This window comes from Microvirga zambiensis WSM3693, from assembly GCF_016735695.1.
In the GTDB taxonomy this organism is placed as follows: Bacteria; Pseudomonadota; Alphaproteobacteria; order Rhizobiales; family Beijerinckiaceae; genus Microvirga; species Microvirga zambiensis.
This window is the reverse complement of sequence record NZ_JAERQD010000057.1, coordinates 14,284-33,022: the sequence shown is the minus strand read 5'-3', so window position 1 is coordinate 33,022 and position 18,739 is coordinate 14,284. Positions and strand designations below refer to the sequence as shown.

The window sequence follows — 18,739 nt, the reverse complement described above, 5'->3', positions numbered from 1 at the left end:
GCTGAACTCATCTGCGCTCTCGTGCGAAGGCTCCCACGATGTCCCTGCTGCCACACAAAGTTTATGACACAGTAGTAATAGCAGACATTGGACAGAACCAGGTGATCGCCGCCACCCAAGCGATCCAGGAACAGGGCGCTGATCGCCGCCATACCGCTGGCAAAGCTGAGACCCGCCTCACCGCTCTCAAGGGCAGTGAGGCGGGTCTCGAGCTGATCGAGGATCGGATTGCTCCAGCGCGTGTAGAAATGTGGCGCGGCCTCCTTCAGGTCATTGGCCGAGAAGCCCACCGCATCTGGATGAGTGAAGAAGCTCGTCGCCATCACCAGGGGCGAGGATGCCGGCGCCCCGACCTCCCGAGGCCCAGCCCCGGCATGAAGGGCCAGGGTTGCGTCATGGCACACCGACGTCTGATCGTTCATCCGGCTACTCCTCCATGGTGTTCCTCGAGCTGACTCGTTAGCACTTGTGTCGGCGGGGTAACAAACGGGCGCAGAATAACAGGCGCCCTGTTGGACCAACAGACATAGGCGTGGGCTCAAGGCGAAAATTCTGGGCTCTAGAATAGTGTTATGACAAGTATATACGGCTGAAGGCGAAGGTGTTCGTGAGCGCAGATCGATGAAGAAGCAGGTTATTATCGACACTGATCCTGGCCCAGACGATGGGGTCGCCATCTTAACGGCTCTGGGGTCTCCCATGATCGAAGTTCTCGGGGTCTGTGCCGTCGCCGGCAACGTTCCGCTTCATCATACGCTCCGTAATGTCCGCAAGGTCCTGGAGCTTGCCGAGCGTCAAGATGTCAGGGTCTTCGCCGGTGCCGAGGCTCCTCTGGCCCGTCCTTTATTCACCGCTGAGTACGTACACGGCAAGACTGGATTTGACGGATATGATCTCCCTGAGCCGTCGATGCCGGTTCAGTCGCAGCACGCGGCGGACTTTATCGTTGAAGAGGTTATGAGCCGGCCGCCGAGGACAATAACACTCTGTGCCCTTGGTCCATTGACGAACGTAGCCAGTGCCCTCGAACGGGACCGACGCTTAGCGGAGCGGATCGAACAGATCGTCTGGATGGGCGGAGCTTCTTCGGAAGGAGGCAATGTGACCCCGGCAGCCGAGTTCAACTGTTACGTGGATCCGGAAGCCGCTGCGCGAGTGTTGAGTTCCGGTGTCCGTGTCGTGATGATGCCACTGGATGTCACCCACAAGGCTCACATGACGACCGATCGCGTCGAACGCTTCCGCACGATGGGGAACAAAGTTGGCCCGATCTTCGCGGAACTTCTCACCTACGCCAAGCAGTTTGACTGGCAGAAGTACGGAGCTGACCGAGCCCCGTTGCACGATCCAACCACGGTTGTCTGGTTGCTGCAACCCGGGTTGTTCTCGGGTCTCCATGTGAATGTCGAGATCGAGACAACTTCTCCTCTGACAACTGGGATGACTGTGATCGATTGGTGGGGTGTTACCAGCCGGCAAAAGAACGCTTACGTAGTCCAGGATGTTGATGGCGATGGATTCTACAATGTGATTTTCGAAAGCTTTCGTCGTCTGCCCTGATAACCCAGGATCAGGACATTTTAACTTTGCGGCTACATGGAAAATTCGTTGAACAAAGATTATAGAACCAACTGTAGGATCTTTTGTCATGTCAACGACGTCACCAACGTGCCTCAACCTGCCGATGATGGCACTAGAGCGCGTTCATGCATGTTCAGCACATTGTTGTTCCCAGTGATAAAATCACTTGCCACGTTCCGACTTCGCTATGGAGATGGCTCTTGAAGGCCAGTCTCATTGTCTTCCATTGCTGTTCAGACGGGCCTCTTCCTGATACGTTATGACAGATTGCTGGACCCCGGAGTGGAGGTCCGACGCAGGACCGAACTCTCTCCAAAGCTGATATGCTGCGCTTTCGCAGTTAGCTCCGCATCCGGAATAACCCAGTGGCAAGCTCTCGTGAAAACCAGAGATTCCTTTTTCCGTGGATTCCGCAGCTCACCCCTGTGAAGCCCTCGCCAATACAAGCTCGTCGTCCGTCTGTCGTGGTCTCGCCAAACCAAAGGATCCCCAATGACCGATCCCGGCCTCCGCATCTTGATGCCCGACGAAGTTCCCGAGGATCAGGACAGCAATATCACCCTGGCGGAAGTCGTACTGCCAGAACGCGCGATGGAGTTCATGGTGATGGTACTCATCGATGGGACGGCAATTGCCGCGGGCGGTCCGCTCTCCACCATGGAGGAAGCCGTCGGCCAGGCCAACGATTTCTCGAAGCAATACGAACTGGAACCGATCTACATCAGGCGGGAGCAGGTCTAGCGGTCAGGCGGCGATCCGCCGACCCCCGTCTGGATCCATTAACCCATTGGCGGCCTCAATGGATCGGCGATCCGTTCAGAGCCGGGCCTTGATTGTCGCGGCGATCGTGCGGCCCGGAGCAGGGATGTAGAAGCCGAACTCATAATCCTGGTCGAACAGGTTCAGCGCCGTGATGCCGAACTGGAAGTGCCGATCCGGCGTCTCCCATGTGATCGCGGCGTCGGTCGTCCAGTAGGCATCCAGCCTGTCGTTCTCATAGGAGCCCGACCGCTCGCCAATGTAGTTCTGCGTCAGCGTGAAACGCAGGCGGCTCGGATGGACAAACGTCACGCCGGCCCGCGCGAACCGATCCGGAATGTACGGCACCGGTTCGCCCTGTCCCCGTCCTTCGAGAATTTCCGAGGTTGCACCGCCGATCGTGCCGAAGACCCCGATGCCATGCCCGAGCCAGACGTTGACGGTGGCGGCCAACCATTCCGCACGAGCCTCGTCGATGTCCTCAATGAAGCTCAAGGTATTGATCCTCGGGATGCTGAGGTCTTGCAGCGTCTGCCGTTGGTACTCCAGGGCCGTGAAGACGTGCGGCGTCCATTCCGCGTCCCAGCGCAGAACCAGGCTCTTCGTCGGCCCGTTTGCGGGGGCGTCGTTCGGGATCAACCCGACAGTGGTTGTCGGCGCCAGCGAATAGGTCAGGAAGGACTCCGCATCCTCGATGTAGGCCGCGCGAAGCCATTGGCCCTCCATGGGCGACACGCCGACCCCGAACCGCGGAGAGATCCAGATATCAGGCCTGTCGTATTGCACGTCGAGGAACGTGCGGTGAATGCCTGCCTGCGCCTCGAAGCGATCGTTCGGGCGCCATGACAGATCGGCGTAGACGCGGCCGCCCCGGAAAGGGCTCTCGGAGGCTACGGCGTCGCTGAGATCCTCCTCGAATCCGCTGGCGTAAGTGAAACGGGTATCGCTGAAGCCCCTGTACCTGAGCTGACCTGCCTGGGCCTCCAGGCCATAACGCAGATTGAACTCGCCGATCCCAATGGCGTGGTTCACCGCTCCGACGATCCCGTCGACGCGTTGCCTCTCCTGCCACAATATCCTGGTGATGTCGGCGACACCCGGGCTGGGGAATTGGTCGAAGTTCGTTATCTCGCCACGATCGAGCGTGTCGTTTCGCGTCCCGAAGACTGCGGCCGAGAGGACGTTCCGGTAACCGAAGGTATGGCTCCATCCGGCCATGCCGAAAAGGTTCATCGCGTCCCGTTCATCATGCTGGATGAGGTCGGGACGGTTGAGAGCGGTGAGGCCCGGCTTGGCTTCAGTCGCCCATCCCATGGCAATGAAGCGGTCCTCTGTGGTCGGGGCGGTGCCGAGGCTGAACGTGATGCTGCGTCCGCTTTCGTTGTCAGCGGTCAGATCTCCCCGCAATCTTTCGGCGTTCGCGGAGAGGCTGAAGCTCATGGGCACCGGCTCGTTCGAGAAGCCGTTGACGAGCACGCCCGAAGCCCAGCCGATCTTCCCGCCACGGGTGATCGCGCTGCCGCTGAGTTCGGAATCGAGAAACGGCCGGCGCAGCGGATCATACCACCCGATGCGCCCGGCGACGGCCAGAGGGTCAAGCAGGAGCCCCTGAAACGAGAGGTTCAGGGCATGGCTGTTGAGTTCGGTGCCTTCAGCCGTGTCGAGCGTCGGTTCATTCGTGAACAAGCCGGGACGATTGGCGATCGCTTGGTCGAAATATCCCTGCGCCTCGAACGGGTCGAACGTCCGGTCGGCATAGAACCGCCCCCAATCATGCAGATTGATAAACCTGTAGGCCTGGACCGGATAGGATCCCGTTTGCTTGGTGACAGAAATGCCGGAATAGTCGCCACCGCGGGCCCGGTAGCGCCGCAGGGCCTCACGCGCGGCGAGGATCGCTTCATCCGCTTGATAGAGATCCAAGGCGAAGGCCGTGCGCACGATCGGGACGATGGGCGATCTCGGGTCGAGCCTGTCGGCATTGTCGAGAGTCTGCTGGGCCAGTTCATATTCGCCGTTCTGGAAATAGGCATCGGCCAGGATCAACTGATCGTTGGAACGGGCTGGGTTTACGGCGGATCCTGCCAGCATGGCCTCAATGGCGGGAGCCATGCTCCCCTTCTGCAACAGGTAGCGCCCGCGGGCCGAGTAAGCCGTCGGCGGATCGAGGGCCAGCGCTCTGTCGATGAGGGTGCCCGCCTCCTCGACCCGACTCTGATCGAGCAAGAACAGCGCCAGATTGACGTAAGTGATCGGATTCTGAGGCTCCATATCGATGGCACGCCGATAGGCGGCTTCGGCTTCGACGACGGCGCCACGCCCAGCCTCGAGCAGGGCGATCTGGTTCAGGAGCGCAAAGGACGGATCGGTGCCAGCGACCCGATAGAGGTCGGAAAGCGCCCCATCGATGTCGCGTGCATAATCGGCCTTGATGGATGCCCCGAAGGCGACCACGTCAGGATCGTTTGGGGCGATCACCCGGGCCCGCTCAAAGGCCGCGTACATGTCCTCGCGGCGACCGAGATTCTCGGCAAAGGAGGCCGACATCAAAGCGATGCCGACATCCTTAGGGTAGCGCCTTTCGGCAACAGCCGCCTCGGCTGCCGCTGCCTGAAAATCCTGCCTGAAGGCCGTAAGGTAGATGCTGATCTCCGCAGTCCTGGGATCGTTGACCGAAACCTTCGGTAGAGGCTGGACCTGTTTCGGATCGGCCATGGATGCAGCCGCGTAGCGGCCGTACTCGGCCCAGCCGCGACGCAGCGAATCCAAGCCGGGTCTGGCGCGGACGAACAGCTCGATGGCCTTCTGCCACTCCCGGTCCGCACCGGCGATGAGCGCCTCGAGATAATCCGCGCGTGCGCGCTGCGCCCTCGTCATCGGGCGTTTGCGTGCCTCCGCGAGGGAACCCGTCGCAGCGCGCCGGCCTTCCGAAACCATGAGGCTCTCGGCAAGAGTGAGCCAATCCTCAGCCGTGCGGTCCCCGGGGGTACGCGCCTGAATGCGGGAGGTCAGGACATCAAGCTCCTTTTGCCCCAGGCTCGATGTGGGGAGGTTGATGAACACCTCCCGCATCGACATGTAGAACATCATCTGCTCGCGATCGTTGGGGCTGACGAGCACGAACTTGGTGGGAGCCTGTCCGATGGCAGCCACTGCCCCCTCCCCCTGGCGGACCGTTACTGAGCCATGCGGATTGGTGAGGTCGACGACACCCTCGAGCACCACCAGCGAGGTCTTGCCCGAACCATCCACCGAGAGAGACCAATCGGTGCCGCGGATCGCGGCGACTGCCGCTGGCGTCCTAACATCGACACCCGAGCCGCCGCGGGCGGCTCGGGCCCAGATGTTGCCGCCTTGGAGGCTGAGCTGCGTATTCCCGCTGGCGCCTCCTGCCACGTCGTTGACGGTCAGGGTCGAGTTGCGCCCGACGCGGATCTGGGTCTGGTCGTTGAACAGGATGGCCAGGTTGCCGATCGCGTTGGTGCGCAGCGTATCGCCCCCGACGAGGCCTTGCCGGAGCCGGGCGGCGCGCCAGAGATCCTCCCTCACGAAGCGCATCTCCTCGCCACCCTTGGACGCCACGATGGCGCCCTCCACATGGGCTTGCCGGGGCATGGGTTCCTGGGCCCAAACATTGGTCATGAACAGCGCCAGGATGCTTGCGGCGGTCACAAGCCTGAAGGATCGGAAAGGCATGGAAGATTGGCTCGAAGGAAGGAAATCTGCTCTGAAGCTGCTGGAAAGTAGCAGGTAGGATGCAGGATCAAAGCCGATTCACGAACTGGACGATGTGCACCCGAACACACGACGGGTGCTTGTGGTATCACTACAACAGCGGAAAGCCTCGACTGCTGGTGAATTGCCGCCGTCAATTTATAGCCATCTCACGGCTCTCCTTCGTGAAGAACAGCGCAAGGTCGAAAGCTATGGTCGACCTGGTCTCCTCGCTGAGTGCCCGGCGTCCAAATGACCCCAGGTGGAAAGTCGTCCCCCGAGTCTGCATGAGCCTGCCCTCCCCTCCTCTCGTCAAAGGGGAGGCCGCCAGGATGGCGAACTCGTCGCACCCATCAGGGCGACAAAGCTCCTGGATGATGTCGGCCCGGTCATAGGCCTGAGCGAAGTCTGAGGTCGCAAGCACAAGGGCACAAGAGGTCTGAGCATCTCTGTCCTTGTGTGGAGGAATGGCAAACGAAGCGTCACCACCGAGGTCGCGCACGAATGTGACGCTTTCAGGCCAAGCTGCCCATGGCATGTGGCTGAGATATCCGTGATCACGCATTCGGCCACGAAGAGCTCAAGAACATTCGGAAGTTCCACCGTGGGTTCGGACAGGCTCGATCGTTTTCGTCTCTACGAGAAACCGGGCGTCAGGAGCACCCTTTTACATTAAGTAATCTGAAGCGGCCTTGGCCAGCTCGCGACCGTCGTCATCAAGGGACGTGTCGCAGATTCGGCGTGCGGGTGGGCACAGCCAGGACATTTCCATCAACTCACCCCGTACGCGGATCGGAGACACGCACCATCTTGCTGAAGTGTCACAACCCGCGTCCCCCATAGTTTCGTTCAGCAGGCGACGTAGACCCGAAGGCAGGGCGCCATAGAGTTGCCGCAATCCCTAACCGAATCTTACCGTTGCTGGAAAAAGGATAGGAAATGACCAAGGTACTCACGACACTCGGGGCTTCCGTTGTCGCTCTCGGAGCCATCCTCGGTGCTGTCGAGGCTAAAACCGTCTTCTACGAGATCAACGGCGAGCGGTATTCGTATGATACCAACAACCGTCAGCAGACGGCGAATGCCCATCAGCGAATCGAAGCGGCGAAGGCCGCTGAGGCTGCCACAGCGCAGGCGGCGGCGGAGCGAGCGAGCAATCCCTTGGTTACGATCTTTGGGTCGCAAACACAACGGGAGGCGGCAGCGGCTCAGGCGCAATTGCAGCAGATCATTGCGGAACAGGACGCGGCGATCGGCAAGCGCCAACGGGCCGTGCAGGCCACCAAAGCCGAAAGTGTCGCAAAACCCGCCAACGAGCAGGCTGGCGAAACCGCCGGCGTCAATGAGCGTGCGACCGCGGCCGCAGTGGCTATCGCGGCAGCGCAACCAGCAGCAACCCCTCCAACAGCGCCGGACCCCCGTGACCCTGCTGAAACTGCCGGACCAGATAGCTCCTCGAGAGCTGCAATCCGGTCGATCTCCCTTGATGCCGAGACCGGCATCAAAACGGTCATTCGCGTGGATGGATCGATCCACGAGGAACTCTTCGACCCGAGCCTTCTGTCGACACTTGATCCGGCGCCACGTCCTGTTGGCTCTGCAAGCAATGCGACTGGGGCCGATCCGTCACGCAAGATCTCACCCGATGAAACGACCGGTTCCACCAGCGTCCATGAACTGACGCTTAGGCTGCATGCCGGGACGGACCCGCGCGGTAAACCTCTGTCGAATTAGGTAGAGGACTCACCCAAGCCATTGAGTCACGATCGCGACGAGGACGATGGCGGCGAGATAATTTACAGCCAGCCGGTCGTATCGTGTTGCGATGCGCTTCCAGTTCTTGAGATGGCCAAACATCCGCTCAATGACGTTACGGTGGCGGTACGCTGCGCGCTTGAGTGGATAGGCAACGGCACGAGCGGCACGGCCCGGAATGACAGCTTCGATGCCTTTGTCTTGCAGCCACGCTCGGAGCCGATCCGCGTCATAGGCTTTGTCAGCAATGAGCCGCTTGGTGGGCGCCAGTGCCTCCAGGATCGGCACCGCCATCGTGATGTCGGCCATGTTGCCCGGCGTCAGCGCGACGGCAAGGATCCGGCCACGACCATCGGCCAGGCAAAGGATTTTCGTTGTTCTGCCGCCGCGCGAGACGCCGACCGCTTGCGCGAGTTCCCCCCTTTTCCGCCTGATGCCGAGCGGTAGGCTTTGACGTTTGAGCTGTCGAGCGCAAGCTCCTCAGGCATGGGGCCGGCTGGTGCGGGCATCGCCTACGCTCATCGTCGAAGACGTCGACGTGGTTACGAACCTCGCTCAAAGCCGGTTATGAAACTAAGGCTGTCGGAAGGTTAGCGCCGCTTCTCAGCCGCTTTCCTTGCCTCTCGTTCGGTGACGCGTCTGGTGGGTGCGGCCGGTTCATTCCCAGAGCGATTCCGAAATCCTTCTAGCGTCTGCTCTCTGGCAAGTATTTGCCGCAACTCTTCTAGAGCAGGGTGCAGGGAATGGTTGGTGTCGGGCTTCGTCTTGCTCATGCGCGATGCCTTCTGCTGGAGGCGCAAGATCTCATGCGAAGATAAGGCAAACTGGTTTGTCACGACGGCAAACAAACTCCCTCCGAAATCCTAACAAATCCTTCATCTCCTTTGCTGTCGCTCTCCATGACTACGTAGTCGAGAATGGGCCTTTATGCGCATGAGACTGTCCGCGAAAATTACGCGCAATCCCGCTTTTTAACGCGAAGCCTGCAACCGATACCGTAACAGGATCCTTACACAGGAGGATCTCATTCTTGCAAGGCTGCATGAGATGCTTAATCCGTCGCGCCCGGCCTCTTAGGCACCCAGTCAGTCTCGCAACTTGTCCTCGGCGTTGCGCGTAGAGCTGTCGCGAGCCGCGGGGATGTTGTCTACCCCACTGGCGTCTCCGTTGACTTTATCAACTGGCGCAAGGCTGCTGGATCCAGTTCACTGACGACAGTCAGTTTTTTGCCGCGGGGCGCCTCAGGTGGCTTTTGGGCGCTCAGTGGCGGAACACCGACTGCCGCAACTTGCGGAATGCGAGCCTGCTTCTTCAGTAATATTGCTGATACGGCTTCGATCTTTGCCGGTCATCGAACCCTCTCAACGGCATCGTCGGAAACGTGGAAGCCGAATCTCGGTGCCGGCTATGGTAGTCTTACTGCTATGTTGAGCATGACACTTCGCATCGTTAACAGTTTGTTAATCTCTCGGGTGCAGCCTTGTCATGTGCCGCGATAGCACGGTCGTTGTTTTTCTGAAACGGGTCGTGCAGGGGGGCCTCCCATGAGCGCCAACGGACGCTCTTTCGGTGGTGATTGCCCCTAAGACGGTGAGCCTTGGCTGAGTTGGGCCGTGCCGCGAGTCCCATGTGCAGCGGCTGATTTTACAGACGGGGTCCTGGGTATTCCCGAGCTTACAATGCATCTCCAATAGCACCGAGAGGATTTGTCATGATCGTTCGCATCCTTACAACTACCAGCCTCCTGCTCGCTGGCACCGCTGCTATTGCAGCGCCATCAAAGCCGAAACCTGCCTCGACGGTTCTCATTACCAACTCCCGGGGCGTGCCGGCCACGAGGGTGTCTGTTGGCGTAGAGGGGCAGTCGGCCAGCCTGGCGAAGCCGCTCGCACCCAATACAAAAGCCACTTTGAAGCTGCCGAAGGTGTCTGGCTGTACCGTAGCAGTCGCCGCAACTTTCGAGGACGATTCAACGGCCGACCTTCCGGACTTGGATATATGCAAGGACAGGACCATCCACCTTACGGATTGACGCCGGCGCATGGGGCCATGTTGGGTGCTAAATGCATGCGTCCAACGGGACTAGGTTTGTGTTCCAACGACATGACCTAAACGGCTGTGGACCGCTTTTGCCGGTTCCAGCCCCCAATTAAGCCGTCGAGAGCCCCGTCCACCGTGGGCACCATGGTGTTGAAGGCACCCTCGACAGGCACGCTGAACTCGTGTGCGTATCAGTGGTCCGGGACGACGCATCAGAACGCCTCGTGTCTGTTCCTCGCAGAATGGTATAGGCTCTGCCTGGCAACCTCGCGCCCACGCGAGAAGAGTGTCCGCGACTTTCCGATAAGCCCATCGATGGAGCGTCATGACCTGGGCGATCAGTCTCAAAGCAGTGAACCGCACCGCCGATCCTATCAGAGCTTTATGGGATCAGGCGTCGCTCTACGAGGCAGCGCCGTCGATGGCGGCTCTCAACTACCCGCCGCATGTCACTCTGGCCATCTATCCGGATATCGATCCTGATCTACTGAAGGTGGCTCTCCGGAGGGCCGCTATGGAAGTCCCGGCCTTGCGCCTCACCTTCACGCGCCTGTGCTTCTTTGACGGCGATCCGTTGGTACTCTGGGCGGAGCCTTGTCCTTCTCTGGCATTGGCCCAGGCGTATGCCGCTGTTCACGCCTGCGTTGACCCGGCAAAGTGCCATCCGCATTACCGGCCAGGCGCTTGGATTCCTCACTGCACCCTTGGAACCAAGATCAAGAAAGAACATCGGACTGAGGCCATCGCCTTCACGGTCCGACCCCTTGAGCCATTCGACGTGCTCTTTGACGTCGCAGACTGTGTGTCCTTCCCACCGGTTGCGACCCTTGAGGAGCATCTTCTTGCGGGACCTGAACGTGCCAATGCTCGTACTTAATTTTTATGGAATGGAACGCGACCGGCATCCCTCAGCATGCCAGCATGCGCCTCTGCAGTGGAGCGTCTGCAAGAGGTCAAACAGCGAAATTCCCTGACGATTGGGTACGTTCGGTGTTCCCTGCTTGAGCACTTTCGGGTTCCTTGCGGACCGTGCCAATCGTGACTGGGATGGTTCACCGCAACTCCCGCAACATCGCCCCCGCCCGTGCGCTCGACGCCTTAGTCGACGCCTGCCTTACCAATGGCCGCTGCCAGGCTCGCCCTTGAAGGGACCCGTCAGGTTTGAGGTAATACCGAGGTCCTGCTCGCGCACACGTTCCAACTTCTCACCTGCAATGCCGTACATCCTGTCGAGGCGCGCTGCTGCCGTTGGCTCCTCATGCTGCGCCACCAGTTGCAACAGGACACGCTGCCGCTCACTCACGAGTTCCTGGCCGAGATGCTGGGCGTACAACGTTCGACGGTGAGCGTGGTGATCCGAACGCTCCAGACCGCTGGGCTGATCCGGCAGAACCGTGGAAGCATCACCGTGACAGACTGGGAGGGCCTGGAGGAAACCGCCTGCGAGTGCTACGGCCGGGTCATGGACCTCTACCGGCGCCTGCTGCGGCCCGCTCCCGCGGCGCGGTAGCATCGGCCTTCATGTTGATCGCCATCTCCAAGCTTCGGCCCGCGAGAGGCTCACCTCCACGGCCAGTGTTTACCAGCACCGGATCGGATCTGCACTCCAGCTGCGGCCATCCGCGCTGCAGTCTTCGCCACCTGACATGATTCAGGTTAAGCTCGGGTCGCATCGAGGCCCGCTGGAGGCTTGACCTGCACTCTCCTGCCGCCGTGCAGGCGGCAGGCCGCAAGATCGCGACGGCCCTGACCTTTTCGTGTGCCATGATGCTCCAGATATGGGGGATGCCGCAATGGCGTCGCTTGCCCGGGCCCTGTTGGTTGGTATCTGGATGGGCTCCGTGATCGGGGTAGTCCTGAAGCTGTGCCTGCCGGGCCGGTTTGATCGGCTCGCGATCCTGCTCCACCTGCTCCTCGGCTGGAGTGGCATCATCACATACGAGGCCGTGTTAGGCGTCCTGCCCGGCTCGACCCTTACTCGCCTGGCTGCTGGAGCCCTCCGTTCCACAGTGGGCTTGGTCTTCCACGTACGGGATGGCCTGCGCATTCAGAACGCGTTCTGGCATACCTTTGTGCTGGTAGCCACGGCCTGCCGCTATGGGGCGGTGCTGGATTGCATGGTGCTGACAAGGGCGTGACTGCTGGTGTCCGTCGCCTGTTCCGGTCCTCAGATGTGCGTGCTTGCTCGAATCCGGTCGTAGGCCTGCCGGACGGTTCCCTTGCCGTAGATCCGCTCGAGCCGGCGCACCGTGAAATGCCCGCGGGCAAGCCTCTGAAAATGATCCACGAAGGCGGCATTGACGGCTGCGCCGCCGATCGCTCCGAGGATCGGCACAGCTTGCGCGGCAACTTTCTGGGAAACAACCAATCCGAACCGGGATCCGATCTGGGCCAACAGGCGCACGAGGGCCGAGGCGCTCTCGTCGACGACCCCGCGCCCAGCCATTTGCTGCAGGGCACGGGTGACGGACTTCGCCATCGCGGCCCGCACGGCGAAGTAGCCCGCCTCGTGCAGATTGTTCGATCCGGAATGCCCGCCCAGGGCGAAGACCTGGACGCAGGCCAGCGCCGTCTCGGGATCCTTGAGGTCCTCGCCCTCACTCTGGGCGATCCGGGCGATGGACCGCAGCATGATCGTCGTCGAAATTGGAAGCTCCGCCAAAACCGCCGAGACGCCCAGCGCCCCACCCATGGCGCCGGACAGGGCCGCAAGCGCCTTATGGGCGCGGGTTTCGGGATCCCTGCCCTCCTTCGGGATTGTCTTCAGCGCGTAGCGCAGAGCTTGGGTGAGCGCCGCGTGCGTCGCCTTCGAGATCAGGTCGGAGACCGGCACAGGAAGCGCTTGGCCAAGCAGCTCGATCGGCCGCCCCGCCAAGGCCGACAGGCGAGCAGCGTAACTCGGTTCCTCGAGCGCCAGCACGGCCTGCCGCAGCGCCTCGCGATCCTCATCGGAGAGGGCAATCTCTGGCATTGCCGCGTGGCCTGTGGTCGCCGGGAGCGGCTCCTGTCGGCGAAGTTCCTGACTCATACGACCTAGTTGGGGATCCCGAACCGAATTGGATAGCCTGCAACCCTTCAGCTCGGTGGGCCGTTGGACTGCCGGGGACCGGAGGAACTGATGCTGTACAGAGCCGTCGTGGCCGTCGTTCCTGTGATGATCGCCCAAGCCACCATGGCGCAGCCCATTCCACCTCTGCCGCCCCCGCGGCCCACCGAACCCACCTCCCCCACGACACCCTCTGTGTCACGGCCTCAGGCTGAGGTGGCACCGAGGGAGCCTGAGGCCGCCCCGGAAGCCGACAATTGCTTGGCCGGACTGCAGGCTGCCGGATTTGAGGTCGAACCCGCTGAGCAACCTCGGGTCTCGAATGAGCTCTGCCGGATTGAGACGCCGGTGCGCCTCAGGGCCGTGCCAGTACCGACCCGGCACGAGTCGACCGTTCGGCTGACCGATCAGCCTATCCTGGCCTGCCGCTTTGCCGGGCCGTTCGGGCACTGGATCGGCGATCTCGTCGCTCCGCTCGTCGCCGGCATCAAGGGGACAGAATTGAGGGCCGTCCGCACTGGCCCAGGCTTCGAGTGCCGCAACCGGAACCGAGCGACGACGGGCAAGCTCTCGGCCCATGCGCAAGGGCTGGCGATCGATATCGCGGGTTTCGAGCTTGCCAATGGAACGACCCTGCGGATCAAGCCTGAATCCGACACCGCACTGGATCCGGCGCTCGCGGCCCTCCGGACCGCGGCCTGCGGCTGGTTCACGACGATCCTCGGTCCTGGCTCGGACGAGGCGCATCACGATCATCTTCATGTCGACCTTGAGCAGCATGGGTCAAGCGACCGCTATCGCATCTGCCAGTAGGATTGGTAGTCCATGAACGGCGACGTCGCAGGCCTGGGCCATCCGGTAGACGGCCAGGGAGGTCGGCGGAACCCACCACTCCTATTGCTCGGTGAAGAAGGTAAGAACGACGTTGCCGTTGTCGCTGATAAGACAAATGCTCGAGAGGACGATCGCTCCTTGAGGGCCAATCCCGACGGGCGACGGGCCTCGACTTCGGCGGGCACCTGCAAGAAGGTGGGAGAAGTCAGGCGACGCATGGCGGCGGCAGCAGCGTGAGCAATGCGCATGCTCATCCATTCGAACTGCAGTGTGATCAGAGCCTGTCGCACCAGTCATACGGCTAACGGCTAGGGCGTTGTTGCTCCCAGCGCTGCCAAGCGTCTTCCCGAGGCGATGGTCCCAAAACGGCACCGCTGATATTCTGCCGCGAAGTCGGATGCCAATCCGCCTTTGCTGATCCATTTGTCATCCCTGGTCGGGCTCTTCCCTTGAGAACCAAAGGCATTGGCCATGGCCAAGTCTTCGAGGCGCTCAGAGCATCACTTCAACCAGCTTCTGGCAATGCTCCCGCCTGACGAGTTCATTGCGCTTGAGCCGCATCTTGAGACGGTCAAGCTGTCGAAGAGCATGATCCTTTACGAAACCGGCGATGACATGCCCTACGCCTATTTCCCGCACGACGCGGTGATCTCACTCATCACTGTACTGACCGACGGCAAGACCGTCGAGGTGGCAGTGTTCGGGCGCGAGGCCCTGCTCGGTCTGACCAGCGCCTTGGCGACCTGCCGGTCGCTCGGACGCTACGTGGTCCAGATCAGCGGCACTGCCTCCCGTGTCGACACCGAGACTCTGCGGCGCGTGCTGAGGGACCGACCGGCGGTCCGGGAAATCTGCCTCCGGTTCATCGAGGCGCTGATAGCGCAAGCGTTGCAGTCCATGGCTTGCAACACCGTGCACAGTGTCGAGGCGCGCTGCTGCCGCTGGCTGCTCACCCTGCACGACCGCGTCGGCCGTGAGACTCTGCCCCTGACGCATGACCACCTGTCCCGGATGCTCGGCGTGCAGCGCTCCACTGTCAGCCTGGTCACCGGCTCCTTGCAGAATGCGGGCCTGATTCAACAGGGGCGCGGCGTCATCACGGTTACGGATCGCCCCGGCCTCGAACAGGCGGTCTGCGGCTGCTACGCGGTCATGCGCCAGCGCTTCGAGCAGATCCTGCGCCGTCCTCCTGAGCGGACGTGATGAGCGGCTCGAGCCTGCAATCCGAGCGACCGGGCGGCACTGTCCATCCATGTGTTCTGTCAGGCAGGTGATGCCGCGGCTTCGCGCTGACGTGGAGGCGCAATCTCCCCTGGGTCAGTGAGCGGCGTGTCGACGGTGCAGATGACGCCGGCCGGGTCGAACTCGATCCTGGCCGCACCGCCGAGATCCTGGGCCAGGCTGCGCTCGATCAGCCTTGTGCCAAAGCCGCGGCGGACGGGCGGCGCGACCGGCGGGCCATCCCGTTCCTTCCAGCGCAGCTTGAGATGCGGCGGCGTGATGTGGCTGTCCAAGAGCCAGGTGAGATCCACCGCGCCAGCGGGAGCCGACAAGGCGCCGTACTTGAGGGCATTGGTGCCCAGCTCATGCAGGGCCATCGCCAGGTCGAGTGCCGTGCGCGGCGACAGCCGCAACCCTGGCCCGCGCACATGAAAACGCTCATGCCCCGGCTCGCGGAACGGCGCCAGCGCCTGGTCGACGATCGCGCGCAGGTCCGCCCCCTCCCATTTCTCGCGGGTGAGCACGTCGTGCGCGCGGGACAGCGCGATCATCCGCTGCTCGATCATGGCGCGGGCTTCCGGGGGTGTGGGTGCGTTGCGCAGCGTCTGCGAGACGATCGACTGCACCGTGGCGAGCGTGTTCTTGACCCGATGGTTGAGCTCGTTGAGCAGCAGTTGCTGGTACTCGGCCGCCCGAACCCGGGCGGTGACATCGCTGCCTTCGACGAAGATCCCGGAGACGTGCCCGTCGGCCCCGATGATCGGCTGGTAGACGAAGTCAACGAAGATCTCCTCGGCGGGCCCGTCCACCTGCCGCTGGACCTTCGCCGGCATCCGGTGGCCGACGAAGGGCTTGCCGGTGGCATAGACCTGGTCGAGCAGCTCGAAGAAGCCCTGCCCCGCGAGCTCGGGCAGGGCCTCGCGCACCGGCTTGCCGATCAAATCGCGCTCGCCGACGATGCGCCGGTAGGCGTCGTTGACCAGGGCGTAGACATGGTCCCGCCCGCGCAGCACGGCCATATGACCGGGCGCCTGCTGGAACAGGGCGCGCAGGTCCGTCATTTCGGGCTGATAGGCATGTCCGCTATGGAGTTCGTCACTCATCGGCCTGATCCAAGGAGGTCCCGGCCCCCGATGAGGACCATCGCAGGGTGGGAGCGATAGATGATTTTCCATTGGAGGAACGCGGTCAACGCCAAGTGGATCAGTCGTGCGCCAATTCTCTGACGCCGAGCTTTGAGGCCGATGCTGCTTCATTCGCTTGTCATAGATGGTCAGATTGACCGGCAAGGTGTCCCGGACGGAGGTTGGAGATCCAACCCCTGAATAGAATGACTCAGCTTTTGTGGGCGGCCCACGGGGCAAGCCCCTGTCTCACTGGACGCGACTGACTGGCCGGTTGGTGGATCTGGATTGCGCGTTAGGCCACCCAAGGATCAACCGGGGCAATCAGCACCTCGAGGGTTGCAAGCCATGAAACTGTATCGCCTCAATGTCACTGTCGATGGGGAGCCCTTGGTGATCTTCGCCATGGCGGAGGATGTCGACAGCCTTCTCCTTGCTCTAAAGGACCAGGGTCATGGCGATGCAGATGAGGAAAGCCTGCTGCCCTACTTTGATCGGGAGAAGAAGCCGCGGGTGATCAAAAGCCTGGAGGAGGTTCCGGAAGATTCCCTGGATTTCGTCTGCTTGGGCGACAACCCGGAAGTAGACACGGTGGCTGAATTCTTCGACGCCCAGAAGTAGGCCCCCACAGGTTTGGCGGCCTCACGTGACGATAGCGGGCGGTCGAAACGAACTCCGGACACTCTCGCATCAGGCTCGTCTGGATCGGCGCCGACCGATATCGGCAAGGATGGCCTGCGCCGCATTGTGGCCCGGTGCGCCGGTGACGCCACCGCCCGGATGCGTGCCCGAGCCGCACATGTACAGGCCGGGCAGTGGCGCCCGGTAATCGGCATGGCCGAGCATCGGCCGGGCACTGAAGAGCTGATCGAGCGAAAGAGCGCCGTGGAAGATGTCGCCACTGACGAGCCCGAACGTGCGCTCGAGATCGAGCGGGCTCAGGATCTGCCGTCCCAGCACGCTCTGCTGGAAGCCAGGAGCATAGCGATCCACCGTCGCAATCATCAGGTCGGCCACTTCCTCGCGGTGATCGTCCCAGGAGCGGCCGCCGGAAAGAGCCGGCTGCACGTGCTGGCAGAACAGGCTCGCCACGTGCCGATCCTGCGGCGCCAGAGTGTCGTCGAGAGTAGACGGGATCAGCATCTCGACAATGGGCTCGCGGCTCCAACCCCCGCGCTTGGCATCGTCATAGGCGCGGTCCATGTAGGCGAGCGACGGAGCGATGATGATGCCGGCAGTGTGGTGATCGGCCGGTTCGCGGCCGGGCAGCGCGGTGAAGCTCGGCAGCTCGGACAAAGCGACGTTCATGCGGAAGGTGCCGGAGCCTGACCTCCAGCGCCGCATGCGGGCGAGGAAGTCCGGTGGCAACGCCCCTTCCGGCACGAGCCGATCGAACAAGAGCTTCGGATGAACGTTGCTGGCCACGACCCGAGCGCGAACGGAGCGGCCATCCTTGAGCACGATGCCCACCGCCCTGCCCTTCTCGACGATCACCTCCCGGACCGGTGCATCGACTTCGATCTCGACCCCACGCTCGCGCGCGGCACTCGCCATGGCCTGGGTGATCGCCCCCATGCCGCCGATGGCATGGCCCCAGGCGCCCTTCTTGCCGTTCACCTCGCCGAAGACATGGTGCAGCAGGACATAGGCCGTGTTGGGCGTGTACGGGCTGGCGAAAGTGCCGACGATGGCGTCGAAACCGAAGGCGGCCTTGACGCAGTCGGCCTCAAACCAGCCATCAAGATAAACGCCCGCCGATTTGGTGAAGAGGTCAAGCAGCGCCCGCCGCTGGGTCATGGACAGCCGGCGCAGGCGGTTGCCGGTGCTGAGCGCCCTCCAGCCTTCCGACAGGGCGGCACGCCACCCTCCATCGATGAGATTGGGCGGCTGCTGCAGGGTCAGGTCGCGCAGCACATCCGCGATTGCCTCGATCTCGGCCGCGTAAGCCTCGTAGCATTCGGCGTCGTGCGAACTGAAGCGGGCGATCTCGGCGCGCGTCACACCCTCGCCTGTCTTGAGATACTGTCCGTCCGGGAGCGGGAAGAAATTCGCCAGGCGCCGCTCGACAATCCGCAGGCCATGGCGGGGCAGATCGAGGTCGCGGATGATCTTCGGGTTGAGCAGGCTGACGGTGTAGGACGCGACCGAGTTGCGGAAGCCCGGACGAAACTCCTCGGTCACCGCTGCCCCTCCGACGACCGAGCGCTGCTCGACCAGCTTCACCCTTAGGCCGGCGGCGGCGAGATAGCAGGCGCAGACGAGGCCGTTATGCCCCGCTCCGATGATCACCACATCATAGCTGTCGGCCACAAGCGCTCTCCCGTCGGTCAGAACCTGAGGTCAGGATACTGGCACCGGGGCGATCCGCCACCCTGCGGCTTGGACGGCTGGATTGGGTGAGGGACAAGGACGGCAGTGCATCCGTGCCTGTCCTCGTCCCTCGGCCAAGCGGCCACGGCGCGGATCTAGCGGCTCCGCATGACGGGAGAATGACGCACCGCAATGGCCGGCCTGATAGCGAGTTCCCCTGTCCTTGCGGCGAGGTGGGGTTCATCGCAGAGGGTGACTTGGACATTCTATCCGACCGGGACCGCTTCGCTCAGGCGCGTTGGAGAACTCGGACCATGCTTCTCCTGCTCGGCTCCGCTGATGTGTCACATTCCTG

14 protein-coding genes and 1 pseudogene are annotated in these 18,739 nt (G+C 62.1%); 9 read left to right on the top strand and 6 right to left on the bottom strand.

From position 1 onward, the window contains the following. A partial coding sequence (locus JKL46_RS27890; protein WP_201839437.1) for a PLP-dependent transferase occupies positions 1–422 on the bottom strand: 422 nt, incomplete at its 3' end. Between the two features lie 199 nt (positions 423–621). Between JKL46_RS27890 and JKL46_RS27885 the strand changes: the two genes are divergently transcribed. Together JKL46_RS27885 and JKL46_RS27880 are read left to right on the top strand one after the other, a co-directional pair. Beyond that, positions 622–1,560 carry a nucleoside hydrolase gene (locus JKL46_RS27885; protein ID WP_201839434.1) on the top strand — a complete coding sequence of 313 codons (939 nt, stop codon included), beginning with the start codon at positions 622–624 and terminating at the stop codon, positions 1,558–1,560. A 513-nt stretch (positions 1,561–2,073) separates the two neighbouring features. Continuing rightward, complete coding sequence (locus JKL46_RS27880; RefSeq protein ID WP_201839431.1) at positions 2,074–2,322, top strand: hypothetical protein; 249 nt, start codon at positions 2,074–2,076, stop codon at positions 2,320–2,322. Between the two features lie 75 nt (positions 2,323–2,397). On the opposite strand, the gene JKL46_RS27875 is transcribed toward JKL46_RS27880, so the two are convergent. Beyond that, the gene (locus JKL46_RS27875) at positions 2,398–6,036 is read right to left on the bottom strand and encodes a FecR domain-containing protein (RefSeq protein ID WP_201839428.1); all 3,639 of its coding nucleotides are present in this window, start codon (positions 6,034–6,036) and stop codon (positions 2,398–2,400) included. 957 nt (positions 6,037–6,993) lie between these two features. On the opposite strand from JKL46_RS27875, the gene JKL46_RS27870 reads away from it, so the two are divergent. Beyond that, positions 6,994–7,788 carry a hypothetical protein gene (locus JKL46_RS27870; protein ID WP_201839414.1) on the top strand — a complete coding sequence of 265 codons (795 nt, stop codon included), beginning with the start codon at positions 6,994–6,996 and terminating at the stop codon, positions 7,786–7,788. A 9-nt stretch (positions 7,789–7,797) separates the two neighbouring features. Here JKL46_RS27870 and JKL46_RS27865 read toward each other — a convergent pair. Further along, positions 7,798–8,312: pseudogene (locus tag JKL46_RS27865) on the bottom strand (IS5 family transposase); the annotation flags it as partial. Positions 8,313–10,174: 1,862 nt separating this feature from the next. Here JKL46_RS27865 and JKL46_RS27860 point away from each other — a divergent pair. From JKL46_RS27860 to JKL46_RS27850, 3 genes are all read left to right on the top strand, one after another. Next, the gene (locus JKL46_RS27860; protein ID WP_201839412.1) at positions 10,175–10,726 is read left to right on the top strand and encodes a 2'-5' RNA ligase family protein; all 552 of its coding nucleotides are present in this window, start codon (positions 10,175–10,177) and stop codon (positions 10,724–10,726) included. A 303-nt stretch (positions 10,727–11,029) separates the two neighbouring features. Further along, complete coding sequence (locus JKL46_RS27855) at positions 11,030–11,359, top strand: Crp/Fnr family transcriptional regulator (protein WP_281400144.1); 330 nt, start codon at positions 11,030–11,032, stop codon at positions 11,357–11,359. A gap of 283 nt (positions 11,360–11,642) precedes the next feature. Further along, a complete protein-coding gene (locus tag JKL46_RS27850; RefSeq protein ID WP_201839408.1) occupies positions 11,643–11,987 on the top strand; it encodes an AdipoR/hemolysin III family protein in 345 nt (114 codons plus the stop codon). Positions 11,988–12,016: 29 nt separating this feature from the next. Here JKL46_RS27850 and JKL46_RS27845 read toward each other — a convergent pair whose 3' ends face one another. Further along, a complete protein-coding gene (locus JKL46_RS27845) occupies positions 12,017–12,820 on the bottom strand; it encodes an EcsC family protein (RefSeq protein WP_201839405.1) in 804 nt (267 codons plus the stop codon). A 147-nt stretch (positions 12,821–12,967) separates the two neighbouring features. Here JKL46_RS27845 and JKL46_RS27840 point away from each other — a divergent pair, with 147 nt between their 5' ends. Next, positions 12,968–13,708, top strand: a complete 741-nt coding sequence (locus JKL46_RS27840; RefSeq protein WP_201839403.1) for an extensin-like domain-containing protein — start codon at positions 12,968–12,970, stop codon at positions 13,706–13,708. Positions 13,709–14,200: 492 nt separating this feature from the next. Next, on the top strand, positions 14,201–14,932 hold the full coding sequence (locus JKL46_RS27835) for a Crp/Fnr family transcriptional regulator (protein ID WP_201839401.1): 732 nt from the start codon (positions 14,201–14,203) through the stop codon (positions 14,930–14,932). Positions 14,933–14,991: 59 nt separating this feature from the next. Here the strand turns inward: JKL46_RS27835 and JKL46_RS27830 are convergent, their stop codons facing one another. Further along, the gene (locus JKL46_RS27830; RefSeq protein ID WP_246529576.1) at positions 14,992–16,053 is read right to left on the bottom strand and encodes a sensor histidine kinase; all 1,062 of its coding nucleotides are present in this window, start codon (positions 16,051–16,053) and stop codon (positions 14,992–14,994) included. Between the two features lie 369 nt (positions 16,054–16,422). Between JKL46_RS27830 and JKL46_RS27825 the strand changes: the two genes are divergently transcribed. Then, a complete protein-coding gene (locus JKL46_RS27825; RefSeq protein ID WP_201839389.1) occupies positions 16,423–16,695 on the top strand; it encodes a hypothetical protein in 273 nt (90 codons plus the stop codon). A gap of 69 nt (positions 16,696–16,764) precedes the next feature. On the opposite strand, the gene JKL46_RS27820 is transcribed toward JKL46_RS27825, so the two are convergent. Next, complete coding sequence (locus JKL46_RS27820) at positions 16,765–18,384, bottom strand: FAD-dependent oxidoreductase (RefSeq protein ID WP_201839387.1); 1,620 nt, start codon at positions 18,382–18,384, stop codon at positions 16,765–16,767. Positions 18,385–18,739: the final 355 nt, after the last annotated feature.